This window comes from Aliiroseovarius sp. B-4, assembly GCF_056857795.1.
In genome coordinates this window covers 45,416-65,158 of sequence record NZ_JBSXNV010000037.1, presented here as the reverse complement: position 1 = coordinate 65,158, position 19,743 = coordinate 45,416, and the positions used below count along the sequence as shown (strand labels likewise).

The 19,743-nt window shown below is 58.5% G+C and carries 20 protein-coding genes; 13 read left to right on the top strand and 7 right to left on the bottom strand.

The window, feature by feature from the left end:
• Positions 1-158: 158 nt before the first annotated feature.
• Genes modA through modC form a run of 3 tightly spaced genes read left to right on the top strand, consistent with a single transcriptional unit; the run spans position 159 to position 2,670 of the window.
• On the top strand, positions 159-881 hold the full coding sequence (modA, locus tag AC13C8_RS10185) for a molybdate ABC transporter substrate-binding protein (RefSeq protein ID WP_482847231.1): 723 nt from the start codon (positions 159-161) through the stop codon (positions 879-881).
• Positions 878-1,573, top strand: coding sequence for a molybdate ABC transporter permease subunit (gene modB, locus AC13C8_RS10180; RefSeq protein ID WP_482847230.1), 696 nt, complete (start codon positions 878-880; stop codon positions 1,571-1,573). Before modA ends, modB begins: the two co-directional genes overlap by 4 nt.
• Complete coding sequence (gene modC / locus AC13C8_RS10175; RefSeq protein ID WP_482847229.1) at positions 1,570-2,670, top strand: molybdenum ABC transporter ATP-binding protein; 1,101 nt, start codon at positions 1,570-1,572, stop codon at positions 2,668-2,670. Before modB ends, modC begins: the two co-directional genes overlap by 4 nt.
• Here modC and AC13C8_RS10170 read toward each other — a convergent pair.
• From AC13C8_RS10170 to AC13C8_RS10160, 3 genes are all read right to left on the bottom strand, one after another.
• Positions 2,667-3,968, bottom strand: coding sequence for an NAD(P)/FAD-dependent oxidoreductase (locus AC13C8_RS10170; RefSeq protein WP_091430916.1), 1,302 nt, complete (start codon positions 3,966-3,968; stop codon positions 2,667-2,669). The two genes, modC and AC13C8_RS10170, sit on opposite strands and share 4 nt — an antisense overlap.
• Positions 3,969-4,015: 47 nt before the next feature.
• Positions 4,016-5,410, bottom strand: coding sequence for an aspartate aminotransferase family protein (locus AC13C8_RS10165; protein ID WP_482847228.1), 1,395 nt, complete (start codon positions 5,408-5,410; stop codon positions 4,016-4,018).
• Positions 5,411-5,539: 129 nt separating this feature from the next.
• Entirely contained in the window at positions 5,540-6,199 is a 660-nt protein-coding gene (locus AC13C8_RS10160; protein ID WP_245744729.1) for a GntR family transcriptional regulator, read from the bottom strand.
• A gap of 165 nt (positions 6,200-6,364) precedes the next feature.
• Between AC13C8_RS10160 and AC13C8_RS10155 the strand changes: the two genes are divergently transcribed.
• The 7 genes from AC13C8_RS10155 to AC13C8_RS10125 all read left to right on the top strand — a co-directional run bounded on the left by AC13C8_RS10155 (position 6,365) and on the right by AC13C8_RS10125 (position 13,686).
• Positions 6,365-7,450, top strand: coding sequence for a polyamine ABC transporter substrate-binding protein (locus tag AC13C8_RS10155; protein ID WP_091430920.1), 1,086 nt, complete (start codon positions 6,365-6,367; stop codon positions 7,448-7,450).
• A 71-nt stretch (positions 7,451-7,521) separates the two neighbouring features.
• Positions 7,522-8,667 (top strand): ABC transporter ATP-binding protein, encoded by a 1,146-nt coding sequence (locus AC13C8_RS10150; protein WP_091430922.1) that lies wholly within the window; start codon positions 7,522-7,524, stop codon positions 8,665-8,667.
• Positions 8,664-9,554 (top strand): ABC transporter permease subunit, encoded by an 891-nt coding sequence (locus AC13C8_RS10145; protein ID WP_091430924.1) that lies wholly within the window; start codon positions 8,664-8,666, stop codon positions 9,552-9,554. The genes AC13C8_RS10150 and AC13C8_RS10145 overlap by 4 nt, the downstream gene beginning before the upstream one ends.
• On the top strand, positions 9,551-10,363 hold the full coding sequence (locus AC13C8_RS10140) for an ABC transporter permease (protein WP_091430925.1): 813 nt from the start codon (positions 9,551-9,553) through the stop codon (positions 10,361-10,363). Before AC13C8_RS10145 ends, AC13C8_RS10140 begins: the two co-directional genes overlap by 4 nt.
• The gene (locus tag AC13C8_RS10135) at positions 10,360-11,706 is read left to right on the top strand and encodes a glutamine synthetase family protein (protein ID WP_091430927.1); all 1,347 of its coding nucleotides are present in this window, start codon (positions 10,360-10,362) and stop codon (positions 11,704-11,706) included. Before AC13C8_RS10140 ends, AC13C8_RS10135 begins: the two co-directional genes overlap by 4 nt.
• 4 nt (positions 11,707-11,710) lie before the next feature.
• Positions 11,711-13,033: an NAD(P)/FAD-dependent oxidoreductase gene (locus tag AC13C8_RS10130; protein ID WP_091430928.1), complete on the top strand. Its 1,323-nt coding sequence runs from the start codon at positions 11,711-11,713 to the stop codon at positions 13,031-13,033.
• 92 nt (positions 13,034-13,125) lie between these two features.
• Complete coding sequence (locus AC13C8_RS10125; RefSeq protein WP_482847227.1) at positions 13,126-13,686, top strand: flavodoxin family protein; 561 nt, start codon at positions 13,126-13,128, stop codon at positions 13,684-13,686.
• A 161-nt stretch (positions 13,687-13,847) separates the two neighbouring features.
• On the opposite strand, the gene AC13C8_RS10120 is transcribed toward AC13C8_RS10125, so the two are convergent.
• Complete coding sequence (locus AC13C8_RS10120; RefSeq protein ID WP_482847226.1) at positions 13,848-15,419, bottom strand: bifunctional metallophosphatase/5'-nucleotidase; 1,572 nt, start codon at positions 15,417-15,419, stop codon at positions 13,848-13,850.
• A gap of 178 nt (positions 15,420-15,597) precedes the next feature.
• Between AC13C8_RS10120 and AC13C8_RS10115 the strand changes: the two genes are divergently transcribed.
• From AC13C8_RS10115 to arsC, 3 genes are read left to right on the top strand one after another with little or no spacing between them, the layout of a single operon-like run.
• Positions 15,598-15,936: a DUF952 domain-containing protein gene (locus tag AC13C8_RS10115; RefSeq protein WP_482847225.1), complete on the top strand. Its 339-nt coding sequence runs from the start codon at positions 15,598-15,600 to the stop codon at positions 15,934-15,936.
• Complete coding sequence (locus AC13C8_RS10110) at positions 15,933-16,997, top strand: quinone-dependent dihydroorotate dehydrogenase (protein ID WP_482847224.1); 1,065 nt, start codon at positions 15,933-15,935, stop codon at positions 16,995-16,997. Before AC13C8_RS10115 ends, AC13C8_RS10110 begins: the two co-directional genes overlap by 4 nt.
• Entirely contained in the window at positions 16,994-17,335 is a 342-nt protein-coding gene (gene arsC, locus AC13C8_RS10105) for an arsenate reductase (glutaredoxin) (RefSeq protein ID WP_091430933.1), read from the top strand. The genes AC13C8_RS10110 and arsC overlap by 4 nt, the downstream gene beginning before the upstream one ends.
• Here arsC and AC13C8_RS10100 read toward each other — a convergent pair.
• From AC13C8_RS10100 to AC13C8_RS10090, 3 genes are read right to left on the bottom strand one after another with little or no spacing between them, the layout of a single operon-like run.
• Positions 17,332-18,648, bottom strand: a complete 1,317-nt coding sequence (locus AC13C8_RS10100) for an MATE family efflux transporter (protein WP_482847223.1) — start codon at positions 18,646-18,648, stop codon at positions 17,332-17,334. The two genes, arsC and AC13C8_RS10100, sit on opposite strands and share 4 nt — an antisense overlap.
• Complete coding sequence (locus tag AC13C8_RS10095; RefSeq protein ID WP_091430936.1) at positions 18,645-19,160, bottom strand: PaaI family thioesterase; 516 nt, start codon at positions 19,158-19,160, stop codon at positions 18,645-18,647. Before AC13C8_RS10095 ends, AC13C8_RS10100 begins: the two co-directional genes overlap by 4 nt.
• The gene (locus tag AC13C8_RS10090) at positions 19,157-19,648 is read right to left on the bottom strand and encodes a PaaI family thioesterase (RefSeq protein ID WP_091430938.1); all 492 of its coding nucleotides are present in this window, start codon (positions 19,646-19,648) and stop codon (positions 19,157-19,159) included. Before AC13C8_RS10090 ends, AC13C8_RS10095 begins: the two co-directional genes overlap by 4 nt.
• Between the last annotated feature and the right edge of the window lie 95 nt (positions 19,649-19,743).

Sequence of the window (19,743 nt, the reverse complement as noted above, 5' to 3'; positions counted from 1 at the left end):
ACCGTCGCAGCAAAAGACCTTGCCGCTGTTGGCTGCATGTCGTTATCTGCTCTGCGATCATGTTTGTCTCTTGCGCCCTCTTTCGTACCGGTTCGTTTGTTTGCACCTCGTTCGCGCAAGCGATCGGTGTTTGTTCAGTCGGCATCTTGGCTATCTTTATGGGCACCGATACGGCACGGGCGGATGATATCACCGTCTTTGCCGCTGCAAGCCTGAAGAACGCATTGGATACGGTCGTTCGGGGTTACGAGGCCGAGACCGGGAACAAGGTCCACCTGTCTTATGCTGGATCATCCGTGCTTGCGCGGCAGATTTCGCTAGGCGCGCCTGCGGATGTCTTCATTTCGGCCAACACCGAATGGATGGATGTGCTGGAGGAGGCAGGTCAAATCATTCCCGGCACGCGCGTCGATCTTTTCAGCAATGACCTGGTTTTGATCGCCCCGGCCAAGGGCGCATCTCCAACCTCGGAAGAATTGGCAAATCTTGCCGGATATCTCGCAGGTCGGCGTATGGCCATGGGGCTGGTTGAAGCCGTTCCCGCCGGTATCTATGGCAAAGCGGCACTTGAGGCGTTGGGCCAATGGCAGGCTGTTGCCCCAATGGTTGCACAAACCGACAATGTCCGCGCGGCGCTGGCACTGGTCGCGCTCGGGCAGACGCCGCTTGGGATCGTCTATGGCAGTGACGCGAAAGCCGAACCAAGGGTGCAGGTGGTCATGCGCTTTCCCGCCGACAGCCACCCGGCTATTCGCTATCCGGCGGCAATTGTCGATGGGGACAATGCAGACACGGCAAGCGGTTTTCTGGACTGGCTGCAACAAGACACGGCGACCCAAATTTTTCTGAACAACGGTTTCACCATGTTGGAGGGGTCATGACCGACTGGCTAGGCCCACAGGAATGGCAGGCAGTCACGCTGTCGTTGAAGGTGGCGTTCTGGGCAACGCTGCTGTCCCTGCCGTTGGCCGTCTTCGTCTCACACGCCTTGGCGCGATGGAAATTTCCGGGCAAGCAGATCGCCAATGGGCTGGTGCACCTGCCCTTGATCTTGCCCCCGGTCGTCACCGGCTATCTGCTTTTATTGATCTTTGGTGTAAATGGCCCAGGTGGGCGGGTGCTGGATACGTTGGGCGTGGGCATTGCGTTTCAATGGACCGGGGCGGCCCTTGCGGCAGCGATCATGGGGTTTCCGCTAATGGTCCGGGCGATTCGCCTGTCAATTGAAGCGGTCGATCAACGGTTGGAACAAGCTGCAGCGACCCTTGGTGCCAGCCAGTTGCGTGTCTTTGCGACCGTCACCCTGCCCCTGGCCCTGCCCGGCATTCTGACCGGGACCATTCTGGGGTTTGCCAAGGCAATGGGCGAGTTCGGGGCGACGATCACATTCGTATCGAACATTCCGGGGCAGACTCAGACCTTGCCATCGGCAATTTATAGCTTTTTGCAAGTGCCCGGTGGTGAAGCGCAAGCATTGCGACTGGTCATCGTTTCAATCCTTATCGCCATGGCGGCGCTGATCCTCTCTGAAATCTTTGCGCGCCGCCTTGCCCAACGGATGGAGGGCGCATGACCCTTCCTGCGCTTTCCGTTCATCTGCGGCAGAGGATGGAGGGGTTCAGCTTGGACGTGGATTTCGAGGTTCCGACAGGTTTGACCGTTCTGTTTGGCGCTTCGGGGTCTGGCAAGACCTCGGTCATTGATGCCGTTGCGGGGCTGAGCCACGCTGCTACGGGGCACATCGCTGTTGGGGATCGGGTCTTGATGGACAGTGCGCGCGATCTGCATCTGCCGCCCCACAAGCGGCAGTTGGGTTATATCTTTCAGGACGCGCGGCTGTTTCCCCACATGAGCGTCGCGCGGAATCTGGACTATGCCCGATGGGTCACACGCCGGCCCAGCGACCAACCCGCCTTTGATCGCGTGGTTGAGATGTTGGGGATTGGCCCCCTTTTGTCCCGTCGTCCCGCCCGGCTGTCTGGTGGTGAAAAGCAGCGCGTTGCCATCGGTCGCGCCCTGCTGGCCCGTCCCAAACTGATCCTCGCAGATGAACCACTGGCGGCCCTGGACGACGCACGCAAGGGCGAAATTCTTCCTTATTTCGAACGGCTGCGTGATGAAAGCGATGTGCCGATCCTTTATGTCACCCACGCAGCGACCGAGGTGGCGCGGCTGGCCACAACGGTCGTGGCGTTGGAGGCTGGCCGGGTGATCCGTCAAGGCACCGCCGCCGAAGTGTTGGGCGACCCCGGCTTTACGCCCGGCGGGGTGCGCGACATCGGTGCGGTGATCGAAGCGCGAGTGGCAACCCATCATCCAGATGGTTTGACCGAGTTGGAGGCCGGTGGCCTGCCCCTGTTTTTGCCGCATGTTGAACGCTCTATCGGCGACAAACTGCGCCTTCGTATCGCGGCGCAGGACGTGATCTTGTCAAAGGCCCTGCCCGCAGGACTGTCTGCGCTGAACATCCTGCCGGGCACCATCGCTGATATCAGACAAGGTGATGGGCCGGGTGCTGTCATTTCGCTTGATACCGCCGCGGGCCGGGTGCTGGCGCGGGTCACGAAACGATCCGTTCAGTCCATGGCACTGCATCCGGGAACAGCGATCTTTGCCGTGGTCAAATCGGTTGCGGTGGCACCGGGCGATGTTGGCGCTGCGTCCCGTTAGAACTTGTCGCGCAACGAAAACCAGAACATCGCCGCGACCAGCAATGGCCAGCGCATCGCAACGCCGCCCGGAAAGCGCGGGGTCGGAACCGATGCCATCAGGTCAAACCGCTCGGCCTGACCGGCAATCGCATCGGACGCCATCTTGCCGCCCAGCGTCGCCATCGACACCCCGTGCCCCGAATATCCCGACGCCGACAACACATTGCCCTGCAAACGGGCGAAATGCGGCATCCGATTCAAGGTGATCCCCAAGGTGCCACCCCAGGCATAATCGATCTTGGTGCCATTCAGTTGCGGATAGATCTCCAACATCGGCTTGGACACCAGTTTCACGATATCTTTCGGGAAGCGGTATCCATAACTTTCGGCCCCGCCAAACAGCATCCGGTTATCCTCGGACAGACGGAAATAGTTGATGACGAACTTGCTGTCGGCCACGGCATGACGGTCGCGGATCAGGGATTTGGCGAAACGGTCCTCAAGCGGTTCGGTCGCGATGATGTAATTGTTGATCGGCATGACACGCGCGGCGACTTTGCCTTCTGCATCACCAAGATATCCGTTGCAGGCCCATAGAACATGACTGGCAGTGATCTGCGACGCGTCTGTTTTTACGACCACATTCGAGCCGTCCGTCACCCCTGTCACACGGCTGGTTTCAAAGATCCGCGCGCCAGATATGACCGCGGCGCGTGCCATCCCGAAAGCCAATCGCAGCGGGTGAGTATGCCCGCCCCCCATGTCCAAAGACCCGCCGTGATAGGCGGGCGATCCGCACAGCGCGCGCATCTCATCCCGATCTACTGCGCGGATCAGGTCGTAGCCATATTCCTCGTTCAGCTTGCGCACATAGGCGTGATCTTCTGGCACGTAGCGGGGGCGGTGCATGGCGTGCAGAATGCCGTTGGTGAACCCGGCATCGGGCGCGTGCTTGGCCACGATATCGCGCACCAGCTGGACACTTTCCAGGGACATATCCCAGAGCTTGCGGGCATCATCGCGCCCGACCATCTTTTCCAGCGCATCCTGTTCCAGCCGCTGCCCGGTGCCAACCTGCCCGCCGTTGCGGCCAGAAGCCCCGAAGCCAACCCGCTGCGCCTCAAGCAGCACCACGTCATAGCCCCTCTCGGCCAGATGAAGGGCTGCCGACAACCCCGTGAACCCGCCGCCAATGATGCACACATCGCAGGTCAGATCGCCAGACGCCGCCGGATAGGGTCCGGGCGCATCTGCTGTGGCGGCATACCATGATTGCGGGTATTCCCCGTGCCGGTCGTTGGCAGTTAACAGATCCATCGAAGCCTCATGAAAAATGGGCCGGGATTGCCACGGCCCGCCTTGGATCAGCCTGCGACCAGCAGACCTTTTTCCTTCGCAATTTCATACGCTTCGTCCAACGACGTGCGGGCGCGTTCGATAAAGATGTCAATCTCGGCCTTGGTGATCACCAGCGGGGGCGAGATGATCATCCGGTCGCCTGTGTGACGCATGACCAGATTGTTTGCAAAGCAGCGCTCGCGGGTGATGTAGCCAACAGTTCCCGCATCCGCCGCAAAGGGCGCACGCTTGGACTTGTCAGGCGTCAGAGCCAGCGACCCCATCATGCCAACAATCTTGGTTTCCCCAACCATTGGGTGATCGGCCAGCGAATGCCATTTCTCGGCCAGGTAAGGGGCTGTTTCATCGCGCACCCGGTCAATGATGCCTTCTTCTTCCAGAATACGCAGGTTTTCCAAGGCCAAGGCACAGGCGACGGGGTGGCCTGAATAGGTGTAGCCGTGATTGAATTCGGTCGCGGCCAGCACTTTGGCAATTTCGTCGGATACGATTGACGCACCGATCGGGACGTAACCAGAGCTTAGCCCTTTGGCGACAGTCATGATGTCAGGCTGGATATTCAACGTCTGGCAACCGAACCAATTGCCGGTACGACCAAATCCTGTGATAACCTCGTCCGCGATCAGCAGGATATCGTATTTCTTGCAAATGCGCTGAATCTCGGCCCAATACCCTTCGGGCGCCACGATCACACCCCCCGCCCCTTGTATCGGTTCCCCGATGAAGGCCGCGACTTTATCCGGGCCAACCTCTTTGATCTTGGCTTCCAGTTGTTGGGCGCGTTCCAGGCCGAATGCTTCGGGATCGGTGTCGCCGCCTTCGGCATACCAGTTGGGCTGGTCAATGAACTCGATACCGGGAATGGGCAGGCTGCCCTGTTCGTGCATTCCCTTCATGCCGCCCAGTGACGTGCCGCCTATGGTCGACCCGTGATAGGCGTTCCAGCGAGAAATGATCACCTGCCGCTCGGGCTGACCCTTCTCGGCCCAATAGGTGCGCACCATGCGGATGTTCGTGTCATTCGCGTCCGACCCGCCATTGGCAAAGAACACGTGGTTCAGATCGCCCGGTGCAAGCTCAGCCAGTTTCTGGGCCAAGGCAATGGCCGGCACATGCGTTGTCTGGAAGAAAGTGTTGTAGAATGGAAGCTCGCGAATTTGGCGGGCAGCCACATCTGCCATTTCGCTGCGACCGTAACCGATGTTCATACACCAAAGACCCGCCATCGCATCAAGTATCCGCTCGCCTTCGCTGTCGGTCAGCCACACGCCTTCGGCAGAGGTGATGATCCGGGCGCCTTTTGCCTTCAACTCGTCATCCGTGGTGAACGGATGCATGTGGTGGGCGGCGTCAATCGCCTGCAACTCGGCGGTGGGCAGGTGGTTTGTGATCTTATTCATGTCAGGAACTCCTAGAAACAGTCCGGCGCAGAAGACCTTGCACAGAATCAGTGGTGCTGCGGTCCTGCGAAAAGCTGCGGTCAGAATATGATCAAAAAATCTACTGTCAACGGCAGGACTGCAATCTGATCAAATCTTCTCGGTCAGCAAGGTTTCCCGAACCTGAGCGATTCCCTGTTCAATGTCACCCTGGACAGCGGCAGCAACGCGGTCGGCGTCACCGGATTTCAACGCCTCTAGCGCCTCGGCATGTTTGTCGGGCAGGTTTGCCGTACCATAGCGCCCCAGCACGACCCGCAGAGATGGGCCGGCACGCAGCCACAGCATGTTGGCGATAGACGATAACACCTCGGTGCCGGCCTGATCATACAGATAGGCATGGAACCGATAATTGTGCTCCAGATAGCCGCGCACGTCTCCACGGTCGATCGCAGCGTTGAGCAGATCATCATAGCCAATCAAGCGCTCAAGCTCGACCGGACCAATGTTTTTCGTAGCCATTCGAGCTAACTCTGGCTCGATGCTCAGACGAGCGAATGCGATTTCATTCCATTGCGCCATGTCGGGTTGTGGCACGGACACGCGGCGGTTCCCCTTGAAGATCAGCGCCCCTTCCGAAGTCAACCTGCGGATCGCCTCGCGCACCGGAGTCATGCCGACATCCAACACCTGAACCAAACCCTGAATGGTGACAGGTTGACCGGGGGCAAGTTCGCCGAACAGAATCATCTCGCGCAGTTTACGGTAAACGCGTTGATGATCTGGCAATTTCGCGGGTTTTTCGGACATGGGCGCCCCCTTCATCACAATTGTTTTGCCAATTCCGGCTGCAAAGATAATCTTTGAAAGCAATCTACTATGCTATCAGCAATATTACCATATTGCGCGAACGGCATTTTTTTGATCAAATGTTGCAAATCGAGGCTTTGGCCTCAAACAGGGAGAAAACTGAAGATGAAAAATACTTGGGTGATGTTGGGTATCGCATTGGCAATGGGGGCAAGCGCTGCCACGGCTGAAGAGGTGCGCGTTTATAACTGGTCCGACTATATTGACGAAGACCTGCTGGCAAAGTTCGAGGAAGAGACTGGGATCGATCTTATCTATGACGTGTTCGATTCCAACGAAGTGCTTGAGACAAAGATGCTCGCCGGCGGCTCGGGGTATGACGTTGTCGTTCCGACTGCGGACTTCCTACAACGCCAGATCACCGCAGGCGCATTCCAAAAGCTGGACAAGTCCAAACTGCCGAACATTTCCAATATGTGGGATGTGATCGAAGCGCGCACGGCGCAGTATGATCCTGGCAACGAATACTCCATCAACTATATGTGGGGCACCACCGGATTGGGCGTCAACGTTGGCAAAGTGACCGAAATACTTGGCGAAGACGCCCCCATCGACAGTATGGAACTGGTGCTCAACCCTGAAAACATGGAAAAACTGGCGGAATGCGGCGTGCAATTCCTGGATGCCCCGACCGAAATCATTCCCATGGTGCTGAAATATCTGGGTGAAGACCCCGATAGCGCCGACCCGGATGTCATCGCAAAGGTCGAGCCCGTTCTGATGGCGGTTCGCCCGTACATTCAGAAATTCCACAGCTCGGAATACATCAACGCGCTGGCCAATGGCGATATCTGTGTGGCCGTCGGCTGGTCTGGTGACGTGTTGCAGGCCCGCGATCGTGCCGCTGAGGCAGATAACGGCGTTGAAATCGCCTATAATGCGTTCGCTGAAGGCTCGCTGATGTGGTTCGACCAGATGGCGATCCCGGTAGACGCGCCAAACCCGGAAGCCGCACACACATTCCTGAACTTCATCATGGATGCCGAGAATATGGCTGCCGCCTCGAACTACGTCTATTACGCCAACGGCAACAAGGCGAGCCAGGAATACCTGGTCGAAGATGTCATTGGCGACCCGGCGATCTATCCCGGCGAAGAGACGGTCAAGAACCTTTACACCAAGTCGCCATACGAGGCGAAGGTGCAGCGCGTGTTGACTCGTCTGTGGACGAAGATCAAATCGGGCACCTAAAGTCGCCCCTTCGCGCCCTCCGCTGATTGCCACTTGCGGGGGGCGCTACCTTTTACCCACCCGAGGTTATCATGTCTGACGCCGCAACTGCTCCGGTCTCTGTTTTCGCACCCTGGGAAGACGCCCAGGCCAAGCCCTTGATCCAGTTTCAGAATGTCACCAAACGTTGGGGTGATTTCACTGCGATTGACGATCTTTCAATCGACATCTACGCGCAGGAATTCTTTGCGCTGTTGGGACCGTCTGGCTGCGGCAAGACCACAATGATGCGGATGCTGGCCGGGTTCGAAACGCCGACCGAAGGCGCCATTCTGATTGACGGCCAGAACATCGCCGCCATTCCCCCCAACAAACGCGCCGTGAACATGATGTTCCAAAGCTATGCGCTGTTTCCCCACCTGTCGGTGGCCGAAAATATTGCGTTCGGTCTGAAACGCGACAAGCAACCGAAAGACCAGATCGCTGCACGGGTCGAGGAAATGCTGACCCTCGTGCAACTGAACAAGTTTGCCAACCGCAAGCCGCACCAGATTTCCGGCGGCCAACGCCAACGTGTCGCGTTGGCAAGGTCGCTTGCGAAAGCCCCCAAGCTCTTGTTGCTGGACGAACCCCTTGGCGCGCTGGACAAAAAGCTGCGTCAGGATACGCAGTTTGAATTGATGGATATTCAAGAAAAAACCGGCACAACTTTCGTGATCGTGACACATGACCAGGAAGAAGCGATGACCGTCGCCAGTCGCATTGCCGTAATGGATCATGGCAAGATTATTCAGGTCGACACGCCTTCGAAGATCTATGAAGAGCCGAAGTCAATCTATGTCGCTGACTTCATTGGTGACGTAAACCTGATCAGGGGCAACGTGTCCAAGACGGGCGGTGGACACGCGTCCATTGCCTGGGCTGAAGGTCAACCCGAGCTAACCGGCATTTCACAGCAGGATCTGCCCCTTGGAGGTGCCGCCACACTGGCGGTGCGGCCCGAGAAAATGAGCATCTATACCTCGCGCCCAAAGGATCAGGCCAATGTGATCAAGGGCAAAGTCCTGGACATCGCTTATCTGGGCAACATGTCCACTTATGTGATTGAAACCACGACCGGTGAGACAATCAAGGCACAGATCGCCAATACGCGCCGCATTCACCGCCGCCAGATCACTTGGGAAGACAAGGTTTGGCTAGGCTTCACGGACACCGCCGGCGTGGTGCTGGACAAATGAAACGCTTCGCCCTGATTTCCATCCCCTATCTATGGCTACTGGCCTTGTTTCTGGTGCCATTCCTGATCGTTTTGAAGATCAGCTTGTCGGACACTGCGCTGTCGATCCCGCCCTACACCCCCACGCTTGACCTGTCCGAAGGCTGGGCAGGTGTGAAGGAATGGTGGGCCGGGCTGGACATCGAAAACTTCACCTGGTTGACCGAGGATGACCTTTACTGGAAGGCTTATCTGTCCAGCCTGAAGATCGCCATCATCTCGACGATACTGACCCTGATGGTTGGGTATCCGATCGCCTATGGGATGAGCCGCGCGCCGGACGAATGGCGCCCGACATTGATGATGCTGATCATCCTGCCCTTCTGGACCAGTTTCCTGATCCGCGTCTATTCGTGGAAAGCGATCCTGTCGAACGAAGGGCTATTGAACCAGTTATTGATGTATCTGGGAATTATCAGCGAGCCGTTGGTGATCCTGAACACCAACCTCGCCGTCTATATCGGCATCGTCTACACCTACCTGCCCTTCATGGTCTTGCCGATCTATTCGGCGCTGGAGCGGATGGACGAAAGCCTGCTGGAAGCCGCCGAAGATCTTGGCTGCTCGCGCTTCAACGCTTTCTGGCTGGTGACATTTCCGCTTTCCAAGCAGGGTGTCGTGGCCGGGTCTTTCCTCGTCTTTATCCCCGCCATGGGTGAATTCGTGATCCCGGCCCTGTTGGGCGGGTCGAAAACGCTTATGATCGGCAAAGTGCTTTGGGAAGAGTTCTTCTCGAACCGCGACTGGCCAGTAGCGTCCGCCGTCGCCGTCATTCTTCTGCTGCTGCTGATTATCCCGATTGTCCTGTTCCAGCGGAACGAAGAAAAGCAAAGGGAGGCTGAGAAATGAGGCGTCTGTCCTGGTTCAACGCGGTTTCCCTGACCTTGGGATTTGCGTTTCTCTATATTCCGATGATGATCCTGATCACCTATTCTTTCAACGCGGGTAAACTTGTGACCGTATGGTCCGGGTTCTCGACCAAATGGTATGGCGAGCTATTCCGAAACGAGGCGTTTCTGGACGCGGCGTGGGTCACGTTGAAAGTCGCGGTGATGTCGTCATCCATCGCCACGGTGCTGGGCACGATGGCGGCCTATGTCATCGTGCGCGCGGGCCGTTTCCCCGGCCGCACGGTATTTTCTGGCATGATCTACGCGCCGCTCGTGATGCCAGAAGTGATCACGGGTTTGTCTTTGCTCCTGCTGTTCATCTCGATCGGACTGGACCGTGGGGTTCTGACCATCGTTCTGGCACATACCACCTTCTCGATGTGCTTTGTATCGGTCGTGGTCTCCTCCCGCCTTGTGACCTTCGACCAGTCGCTGGAAGAGGCCGCACTTGATCTGGGCTGCACCGGATTCGAGGCCTTTCGCCTTGTCACCCTGCCCATCATCATGCCGGCGGTCGTATCTGGCTGGTTGCTGGCCTTCACCCTGTCGCTGGACGACCTTGTGATCGCGTCGTTCACTTCCGGACCCAGCTCGACCACGCTGCCGATCAAGATCTTCTCGGCGGTGCGGCTGGGCGTGAGCCCCGAAATCAACGCCCTGTCCACCATCATGATCGGTCTTGTCACCATCGGCGTTATCGGTGCGTCGCTGACATCCAAGCGGTCCATTGCCAAGCGTCAGAAAGACGAACAAGAGGCCATCCAATGACCGACTTCCTGAAAGAATACGCCGATTATTGCAAAGCGCATGGGCGGCCGGATCGGCTTGAGCTGATGTTGTGTGACATCAACGCCGTCTTGCGGGGCAAATGGTTGCCGGGGGATGATGAACAGAAGCTGACTGATGGGGCAGTGCGCCTGCCTCATTCCACATATGTACCGAACATTCTGGGGGCTGAAGTGTCCGAAACTGGGTTGGGCATTGTCGTGGGTGACCCGGACGGACGTATCGTCCCGATCGCCGGTTCGCTTAAACCAGTGCCATGGGCCAAGGGAAACATGGCACAGGTGCAGGTTGAAATGCTCGATCCCGATACGGGCAAGATCAGTGAATTATCGTCGCGCAAACTGCTTTCCAACATGGTTGACCGGTTCCATGACAAGGGATGGCACCCGGTTCTTGCCAGCGAGTTGGAGTTCTATCTGATCCAGCCACGCCAAAGCGAAGACGAGGCGCCGACCCCACCCGATCGCAGCCCCGACGCCCAGAATTATGATCTTGAAGTGCTGGAACGCACGCAAGATGTGCTGGACGATATTCTGGAGATATCGGCCATTCAGGGCATTGCGACGGACACGTTGATTGCCGAATACGGCCCAGGCCAGTTCGAGGTCAATTTCCACCATACCGACGATGTAATGAAGGCTGCCGATACGGCGCTTTTGTTCAAGCGATTGGTCCGGGGAGTTGCCCGCAATCACGGGTTGGAAGCCACCTTCATGGCGAAACCATATTCCAATTTTCCGGGCAACGGGATGCATTTGCACGCATCGGTCATTGATAAAGATGGCAAAAACATTTTCGACGATGGCAGCGGACAGGCATCAGAAATGCTGCGTGCTGCGGTGGGTGGCGCGCTTGACACCATGCGCGATTTGCAGGCCATCTTTGCACCCCATCTAAACTCCTATCGTCGCTATCGCCCGATGAGCTTTGCCCCGTCGGCCCCCGACTGGGGCTATGACAACCGTGCCGCCGGCGTCCGTCTGCCCGAGGTCTCGGGTCCCGGTGCCCGTCTGGAACACCGGATCGCGGGGGCAGATGTGAACCCCTATCTGGTGATCACCGCCATCTTGGGCGGCATTCTGCATGGGTTGGAAACGAAACCGGACCTGCCGTTGCCATTGGATGACCCAAATGCCGAAACCGCGCCGCGTCTGACCGCCGACTGGATCCGCGCTGTCGACCGGTTCTCGCAATCCGACATTGCTGCGGACATCTTTGGCGAACGCTATCGCGACATATACGCCGCTGTGCGACTGGATGAGATCGACCAGCTCACAAACGAAATCAGCCAGATCGAATACCGCGCCTATCTCGGACGGCTCTGAGCCAATGCCCCGCCGCATCTATGAAGGCTATGCCTATTCTGATGCGGCACGGGCAGAATGTATCTGGCCGCTGCCTGACCAGACCTGGCCGGAGTTGACGGACGCAGAAACAACCGAGGTCGCCATCGTCGGTGGCGGCTTTACCGGCTTGTCGGCAGCTCTGCATCTTGCCCAGTCCGGTGCCGAAGTCACTCTGCTGGAAGCACACGTTCCGGGCTGGGGGGCTTCTGGTCGCAATGGCGGTTTCTGCTGCATCGGAGGCGACAAGATCGGGCTTGGCGCAATCCGCCAGCGGTTTGGCGTTGCTGCCGCACAGGCCTATTTCAATGCTCAGCGCGGCGCAATCGACCTCGTCGACGACTTGCTCTCGACCCACGGAATTGATGCCGAGACCCATTCAAGCGGAGAACTGCAACTCGCCCACCGGCCCGACATACTGCCCACCCTGCGCGCCGAACGGGACCTCTGGGCAGAATACGGCGTCGACGCCACGCTGATCCCGCAGCAAGACCTTGCAGACCAAGGCGCATCCGGCACCTTTCACGGTGGGCTTCACGTGCCCCTGGGTTTTGCACTCAATCCCGGAAGATACTTGACCGGCCTTGCCACCGCCGCCGCAAATGTCGGGGCATTGATCCGTGCAAACAGCCTGGTCCAGTCGATCACCCGATCAGGCAGCACCTATAAGCTGAAAACGCCGCGCGGCCAATTGACGGCACGGAAGTTGATCCTTGCAACAAACGGATATGGCGCAGACGGCCTTCCCGACTGGCTGACCGGGCGTTACCTTCCCTTGCAATCCAACATCCTAATCACCCGCCCCCTGACTGAAGATGAAATCTTTGCCCAAGGCTGGACCACTGATCTTATGGCCTATGACAGCCGTCACCTCTTGCACTATTTTCGCCTGCTTCCCGACCGCCGCTTTCTGTTCGGCGCACGCGGCAATGTCAGGGCAAGCGCGCAGGGGCAGGCCGCGATGCGCGCGCGGATGCGCCGAGACCTCGCGGCGATGTTCCCGGCTTGGGTCAATGTCGAAACCCCGTTCTTCTGGTCCGGCCTCGTCAGCCTGTCCCGCGACCTGCTGCCCTATGCCGGGCCGATCGGAGATTGGGAAGACGCATGGGTGGGCATGAATTATCACGGAAATGGGGTCGCCATGGGCACATGGGTGGGTGCGCGACTGGCGGATTTGGCAATGGGGCGCGATCCCTTGCTACCCATCCACGCGCGTCCCCTGCCCCGCTTCCCCTTGCCGTCGATCAGGCGCAGCTATCTTTATCCAGCCATCCTTGCATACCGGTTGAAAGACGGCCCAGTCACCTGACCATCCCGACTTCTTCTTGTTCAGAAATCCCGGAGGTATCCCGTCTTGACCCATCAAATTGACAAACTGTCGGATTACCTCAAGGTGGCGACATGACCAGCCCGACTGTTTGCATTTCCTTCTTTTCCGGCTTTGGCCACACCAAACGTATTGCGCAGGCTATTGCGCAGGGGGTTGGCAAATCAGCGCAGCTGATTGATGTGGCTGCGATAACCGACGCCGATTGGGAGGCACTTGATGCTGCCGATGCCATTGTTTTCGGGGCACCGACCTATATGGGGTCAGCCGCCGCGCGGTTCAGCCAGTTTCTGGAGGCGGTCGATACCCGCTGGGAACATGGCAAATGGGTCGATAAGATCGCGGCGGGCTTTACGACTGCGATCCATCCGTCGGGTGACAAACTGGCAACCCTGCAAAGGTTGTCCATATTCGCTGCCCAGATGGGCATGATCTGGGTCGGCCAGTCCGAGATCGGGGCACCGGTCAAGCCTGACCGACACGGTGCCAATCGCGACGGAAGCTGGCTGGGTCTGATGGTCACAGAAAAACTGGGACAGGATGATGATCTGCCCGCGAGTGATCTTGAGACCGCACGCCGGTTCGGCGCACGTGTCGAACAGGTCACAACCCGTTGGACGCGCGGGCACCGTTAACGGCTTGTTTGGTGCCGTTTTAACACTGGCCGTTAGAAATATGCCCTTTGTTCCTCGGTATCGGCCAGATCGCGAACTCATCAGACGCTTGAGTGGTTCAGGAAAACGAAAAACCCCCACCGGTCAACGGCAGGGGTTTTCCGTTTCGTCGTTGACGGGTTTTACTTCTGCGTGATCCGCCCATCCAGCATTGGCGTCGCCGATCCCATCCCAGCCAGATACTCGGCGGTCACGTCGGCAAGATCCGGGCCAAAATCATATGCGTTCTGCGCGTCGCGGAACATCTTGTATCCGTCACCGCCGTTGCGAACATAATTGTTGGACACAACACCATAAGTCTTGGCAGGATCAAGCGGCACATAGCTGTCGCCTTCCATGACCATCACGTCCGATATCCGTTCGCCTGCCGGCTTCGACACGTCGAAGGTGAATTTCAATCCCGCCACCTGCGGGAAGCGACCAGCGCCGTCTTCATACTGGCTGACGCCGTTTTCAAGCGCCGCAAGGATGACCTCGCCCGAGACCTGGAAGGTCGACAACGTGTTCTGGAAGGGCAGAACCGTCAATACTTCGCCCATCGTCACTTCACCCGCATCAATCGAGGCGCGAATACCGCCACCGTTCTGAATGGCGATCTGGATGCCCTGATCCTTTACGCGCGCCAGCATCGCATCGGCGATGATGTTGCCCATCGCGCATTCCCGAGCACGGCACGAAGTGCGCTCTCCGTCGATGACCTCGCTCGTTTCGGCGATAACCTTATTGCGAATTTCGTCCAGTGGAACCGCTGCCTCGGCAATTCTTGCTGCGGTCGCTTCGTCCTCAGCCACTGAAACGTCCATGATGATCGGCTCACCGCTGGCTTCGGTGATGTTGCCATCGTCATCAAAGGTGACATTCAACTCGCCAAGGAATTTGCCATAAGCATAGGCCGACACAATCGCGGTGGACCCGATCATTGTCGGGTACGGGCCTTCGGCGTTTTCATTGGAGTTGGACAGTAACGTATTCGAGTGACCACCAACAATAACGTCGACGCCAGTTGTTTCTGCGGCCACCTTCTGATCGACCCCATAGCCCGAATGGCTGAGCACGATGATCTTGTTCACCCCCTCGGCAGTCAGCTTGTCGACCTCGCCCTGCACCGCCTGCACCGGATCGGTGAAAATGACATTGGGACCGGGCGAGGCCAGTTCGTCGGTGTCCTGCGGGGTGAGGCCGATCAAGCCCAGCTTTTCTCCGCCGCGTTCGATGATGGTCGATTTGGCGAGTTCGCCGGCAAGCATCCCTTCGCCTGACACATCAGCGTTGGACATCAGGACCGGGAAATCCACCGCATCCATGAAACCGCGCAGAACTTCCGGGCCGTCGTCAAATTCGTGGTTGCCCACGGTCATGGCGTCATAGCCCATCTTGTTCATCATCTCGGCGGCCAGTTTGCCCTTGTAATAGGTATAGAACAACGTGCCCTGAAACTGGTCGCCCCCATCCACAAGAATCGTGTTGTTCGCGCGCGCGCGCGCCTCGGCGATGGCACTGACCAGACGGGCCGAACCGCCAAAGCACTCGCCTGCCGTATTGTCCTCGGCCGAGCAACCGGAATCATATTTGCTGATCGGTTCGAACCGGGCGTGAAAGTCATTGGTGTGAAGAACGGTCAACGTGTAATCCGCCGCCGCCGTACCCGCTGTCACGGCCAACACCGCAGCCGTTGTCATGAAACGCATAATCATTGGGAACCCCCTGTTATTTGTCTTGCAAACAAGTTGACGCGAGTCGGCCCGACTTGTCAAAGATCGCGATATGAATGGCAAACTGACGTAACGGGAAGATGTCAGGTCTGCGGCGACCTATTGCCCCGGAAAGCCAACATGGCTTGACGAAGTTCAGCCCGCGAGTCACATGGAGGGCATGCAGATATACAAAATTTTTCGCACCGCAGAATGGCAGGCGTTCAAGGCAGCCGGCAAGACGCTGGGCGCCCCGGTCGACCTGAAGGATGGCTACATTCACTTTTCGACCGCCGAACAGGTGGCAGAAACCGCCGCGAAACACTTCGCGGACGAAGACGCTTTGGTGCTGGTCGCGTTTGAGTCTGATGCCATGGGAGGTGCCTTGAAGTGGGAACCATCCCGCGGCGGCGCCTTGTTTCCCCATCTTTATCGTGATCTCATGTTGTCCGAAGCCCTGTGGCATCGCGCATTGCCTCTGGGTCGCGATGGTCACGACTTTCCGAAAGCCCTTGCATGAACCTGGTCGAGAAAATCGCGCTTGGCGTGCTGCACCGGATTGATCCGGAACACTCGCATTCGCTGGCCCTTATGGCGATGAAGGCTGGTGTTGTTCCAATGCCGGGTATCGTGACCTCGGACCGCCTGAGGACCTCGTTCTGTGGAATGGCCCTGAGCAATCCGGTCGGGCTTGCCGCAGGCTATGACAAGAATGCGACCGTCGTTGATGCCTTGACGCAGGCAGGCTTTGGCTTTGTCGAAGTGGGTGCCGTCACCCCGCATCCGCAACGAGGCAACCCGAAACCGCGCCTGTTTCGCCTGACCGAAGACCAGGCCGTTATCAACCGTTTCGGCTTCAATAACGAAGGGATGGAGGCAGCTGCGGCCCGTCTGACCCGCCGTTCGCGTCGACGCCCTGTGCCCGTTGGGCTGAACCTTGGGGCCAACAAAGACAGTGAAGACCGCGCGGCTGATTACGTCCGCGTGTTTGAAACCTGCGGACCCTATGTCGATTTCGCGACCGTGAATGTCAGCTCACCCAACACCGAAAAGCTGCGTGACCTGCAAGGGGCGGATGCGTTGCGGGGGCTGTTGTCAGGGGTTTTGGCCGCGCGTGAAGGGCAGGACAAATATACGCCGATCTTCCTGAAGATCGCACCGGATCTGACCGACGCCGAACTGGCCAAGGTCGCGGGCGTCGCGCAAGAAGTGGATGTCGACGCGATCATCGCCACCAACACCACCCTGTCCCGCGATGGTTTGAAAAGCCGATACAGGACCGAGGCCGGCGGTCTGTCCGGCCCCCCTCTGTTTGAAAAATCCACCCGTGTGCTGGCCCGGTTGTCTGAATTGACCGATGGCACCATGCCGCTGATCGGGGTCGGTGGTATCGCCTCGGCGGAAGATGCGTATCAGAAGATCCGCGCGGGGGCTTCGATCGTGCAGCTTTATTCCGCGCTGGCCTATAAGGGGTTGAGCCTTGTGGAAGAGATCGCACTGGGGCTCGATGAATTGTTGGAACGAGACGGGTTCGCCCATGTCGCGGACGCCGTCGGAACCGGACGAAAGGATTGGCTATGACTGAAATCTGGCACAACCCACGCTGCTCGAAATCGCGCCAGACCCTGGCCATTCTTGAAGACCGTGGCGAGGATGTAACCGTGCGCCGGTATCTTGAGGATGCACCCGACGCGGCCACATTGCGGTCGGTCCTGACCGCTCTGGATGCTGCACCTATTGCGATCATGCGGACGGGTGAAACACGGTTCAAAGAGCTTGGATTGACCAAGGACAGCCCCGATGACACCCTGATCGCGGCCATGGTGGCGCACCCGATCCTGATCGAACGGCCCATCGTGATCAAAGAGGGCAAGGCTCGGATTGGTCGCCCGCCGGAAAGCGTGATAGAGATACTTTAGACAACGGTCCTTTCCAATGCGGGATAGCGCAGTCCAAGCGTGACACCGCGCGCGATGAACGAGATCAGCAGCGCCAGCCACAGCCCGTGATTGCCAATGAGCGGCATCAGTGCCAGAACGGCGATGATATAGATCGTTGCAGACACCACCATCATATTGCGCATGTCTGCCGTGCGGGTCGCGCCGATGAATATCCCGTCCAGCATCCAGGACGGCCACCCCACCAAGGGCGCGAACACCATATAGATCAGGAACACGCGTGCTGCGACGCGCACGTCTTCGGCTGTGGTCATCAGGTCGATGGCCGCGCCGCCGAATAACAGAAAGCCCAACGCCAGCACAGCCGAGATGCCTGCCCCCCATTGGCTGGACATGATCGCCGCACGGCGCAGCCCGGCGCGGTTTCGTGCGCCCAACGCCTGCCCCACGAAGGTTTCCGCGCCAAAGGCAAAACCGTCCATTGCAAAGGCGGCTACGTTCAGGAATTGAAGCAGGATCTGGTTGGCGGCCAGTTCGACATCTGAAAACCGGGCACCGAAGAACATGAAACTGGTGAAGATCGCCGTGAGCAGTAGTGACCGGATCAGAATGTCGCTGTTCACGACGGCCATGCGTTTCAGGGTTTCCGGATCCAGCACCCGCACCCGATCATGCCATGCGGCATTGGCGAACACGTCCCGACAGAGCCATAGAGCGAAGGCTGCGCCACCGACCTCGGCAATCAAGGTGGCAATGGCGACCCCTTGAATCCCCCAGCCCAACCCTAGAACAAACCAGACATCCAGAACGATGTTGATGCCGTTCATCGCTACTTGCAGCACTAGGATGGAACGCGTGCGCTCCAACGCAATCAGCCAGCCGGTGAAGGCCGTCATCGCAATGGCAAACGGGGCGCCCCAAATACGGATGGCCAGATAGTCCTGCGCCATGCCCTCGACCTCGACCGACGCAGGGGCAAGTTTGAACGCGGCCCAGAACAGGGGGACTTGTAGCACGATCAGCGCAAGCCCGGCTGTCACCGCAATCAACACCGCGCGGGTCAGCATGGCCGACACTTCACCCATTCGTCCTGCCCCATAGGCTTGCGCGGTCAGACCCGTGGTGCCCATCCGCAGGAAACCGAACACCCAATAGAAGGTCGAAATGACAACCGCCCCGATCCCCACCGCGCCAATCGGGGCCGCTTCGCCAAGCTGGCCGATGACGCCGGTATCCACGACACCCAGAATAGGCACCGTTACGTTGGACAGCACGATTGGACCCGCAACCGCAAGGATACGGCGATGGGTGATCTGCGCTGCGCGCGTGGTCATTTGCTGGGCATCAGAAAATGACCGGTGGCTTGAGTATAGAGCTTGTTACGATTGTCCTGCCACGCCTCGACATGCACCGACGCGTAGCGCCGCCCCTGCCGCACAATCCGCGCGCGCGCATAGGCGTCGCGCGGCAGGCCAGACCGCAGATAGTCGATCGAGAAATCGATTGTCTTGGGCAGATAGGGCAGGTTGTCCGGGCCAAGCGTGCCGGGGTCCAGCTTGCCGCTTTCCATGTCTTCCCACAAAGACACCCAGCTGAGTTCGATCACCGCTGCGGTTTCCAGAAACGCCGCCGTCACCCCGCCATGGATGGCTGGCAGCATTGGATTGCCGATCAGCTTGTCAGAAAACGGCAGAATGGCGGTCAACTCGTCCCCGTGACGTTCGACGGTGATGCCCAGAAAGGTCAGATAGGGCACGCTGCCGACAAGGGCCGACAAGGTTGCATCGCGACGTTTCTTGATCACCTCGACCGGTTCGGGACGGGGGCGTTTGACGGATCTGCTCATGGCGCGTCCCCCCCACTGATCTCGGTCGAGATTTCGGTCGAGCGGCGCTTGGAATCGCCATCGGCAGAAAACGCGCCGGTTGCGGTGGCCACCGGGCGGCTTTCATCTTCGTCCAGCGCCACGGCACGCACAAAGGCCACTGACCGGGTGACGTGATAACAGGTGGCGCGCGCTGTGATCCGCTGCCCGGGCGTCGCCGGGCGCATGTAATCAATGCGCAGGTCAAGCGTCGCGGTGACCGCGGGGGCGTCCGGGTGGCTCATCACAGCCGACCCGCAGCAAGTGTCCATCAGCGCCGATACCGCGCCACCATGAATGACCCCCGAACGGGGATCGCCTATGAAGCGCGGATCATATGGCATGGACATCACTGCCTCGCCTTCCCCCAATGCGTCAAGGGTCATGCCCAAGGCCCCGCAATGCGGGATGGCTTCAGTAAATTTCCGTGCAATTTCAGCTTTCTTTTCGGGAGTAAGACCTTTGATCATCACAGGTTCCCTTTTGTCATGTCCCGCCTTTTATTGGCTGTTGCAAAACACACGTCTAGCCCTGTTTCTCGAATTGGGAATAATTCCCAATTGCA

Excerpts from the sequence above, each read along its gene's own strand:
- modA (WP_482847231.1), top strand. The coding sequence starts at position 159 with ATGGGCACCGATACGGCACGGGCGGATGATATCACCGTCTTTGCCGCT.
- modB (WP_482847230.1), top strand. The coding sequence starts at position 878 with ATGACCGACTGGCTAGGCCCACAGGAATGGCAGGCAGTCACGCTGTCG.
- modC (WP_482847229.1), top strand. The coding sequence starts at position 1,570 with ATGACCCTTCCTGCGCTTTCCGTTCATCTGCGGCAGAGGATGGAGGGG.
- AC13C8_RS10170 (WP_091430916.1), bottom strand. The coding sequence starts at position 3,968 with ATGGATCTGTTAACTGCCAACGACCGGCACGGGGAATACCCGCAATCA.
- AC13C8_RS10165 (WP_482847228.1), bottom strand. The coding sequence starts at position 5,410 with ATGAATAAGATCACAAACCACCTGCCCACCGCCGAGTTGCAGGCGATT.
- AC13C8_RS10160 (WP_245744729.1), bottom strand. The coding sequence starts at position 6,199 with ATGTCCGAAAAACCCGCGAAATTGCCAGATCATCAACGCGTTTACCGT.
- AC13C8_RS10155 (WP_091430920.1), top strand. The coding sequence starts at position 6,365 with ATGAAAAATACTTGGGTGATGTTGGGTATCGCATTGGCAATGGGGGCA.
- AC13C8_RS10150 (WP_091430922.1), top strand. The coding sequence starts at position 7,522 with ATGTCTGACGCCGCAACTGCTCCGGTCTCTGTTTTCGCACCCTGGGAA.
- AC13C8_RS10145 (WP_091430924.1), top strand. The coding sequence starts at position 8,664 with ATGAAACGCTTCGCCCTGATTTCCATCCCCTATCTATGGCTACTGGCC.
- AC13C8_RS10140 (WP_091430925.1), top strand. The coding sequence starts at position 9,551 with ATGAGGCGTCTGTCCTGGTTCAACGCGGTTTCCCTGACCTTGGGATTT.
- AC13C8_RS10135 (WP_091430927.1), top strand. The coding sequence starts at position 10,360 with ATGACCGACTTCCTGAAAGAATACGCCGATTATTGCAAAGCGCATGGG.
- AC13C8_RS10130 (WP_091430928.1), top strand. The coding sequence starts at position 11,711 with ATGCCCCGCCGCATCTATGAAGGCTATGCCTATTCTGATGCGGCACGG.
- AC13C8_RS10125 (WP_482847227.1), top strand. The coding sequence starts at position 13,126 with ATGACCAGCCCGACTGTTTGCATTTCCTTCTTTTCCGGCTTTGGCCAC.
- AC13C8_RS10120 (WP_482847226.1), bottom strand. The coding sequence starts at position 15,419 with ATGATTATGCGTTTCATGACAACGGCTGCGGTGTTGGCCGTGACAGCG.
- AC13C8_RS10115 (WP_482847225.1), top strand. The coding sequence starts at position 15,598 with ATGCAGATATACAAAATTTTTCGCACCGCAGAATGGCAGGCGTTCAAG.
- AC13C8_RS10110 (WP_482847224.1), top strand. The coding sequence starts at position 15,933 with ATGAACCTGGTCGAGAAAATCGCGCTTGGCGTGCTGCACCGGATTGAT.
- arsC (WP_091430933.1), top strand. The coding sequence starts at position 16,994 with ATGACTGAAATCTGGCACAACCCACGCTGCTCGAAATCGCGCCAGACC.
- AC13C8_RS10100 (WP_482847223.1), bottom strand. The coding sequence starts at position 18,648 with ATGACCACGCGCGCAGCGCAGATCACCCATCGCCGTATCCTTGCGGTT.
- AC13C8_RS10095 (WP_091430936.1), bottom strand. The coding sequence starts at position 19,160 with ATGAGCAGATCCGTCAAACGCCCCCGTCCCGAACCGGTCGAGGTGATC.
- AC13C8_RS10090 (WP_091430938.1), bottom strand. The coding sequence starts at position 19,648 with ATGATCAAAGGTCTTACTCCCGAAAAGAAAGCTGAAATTGCACGGAAA.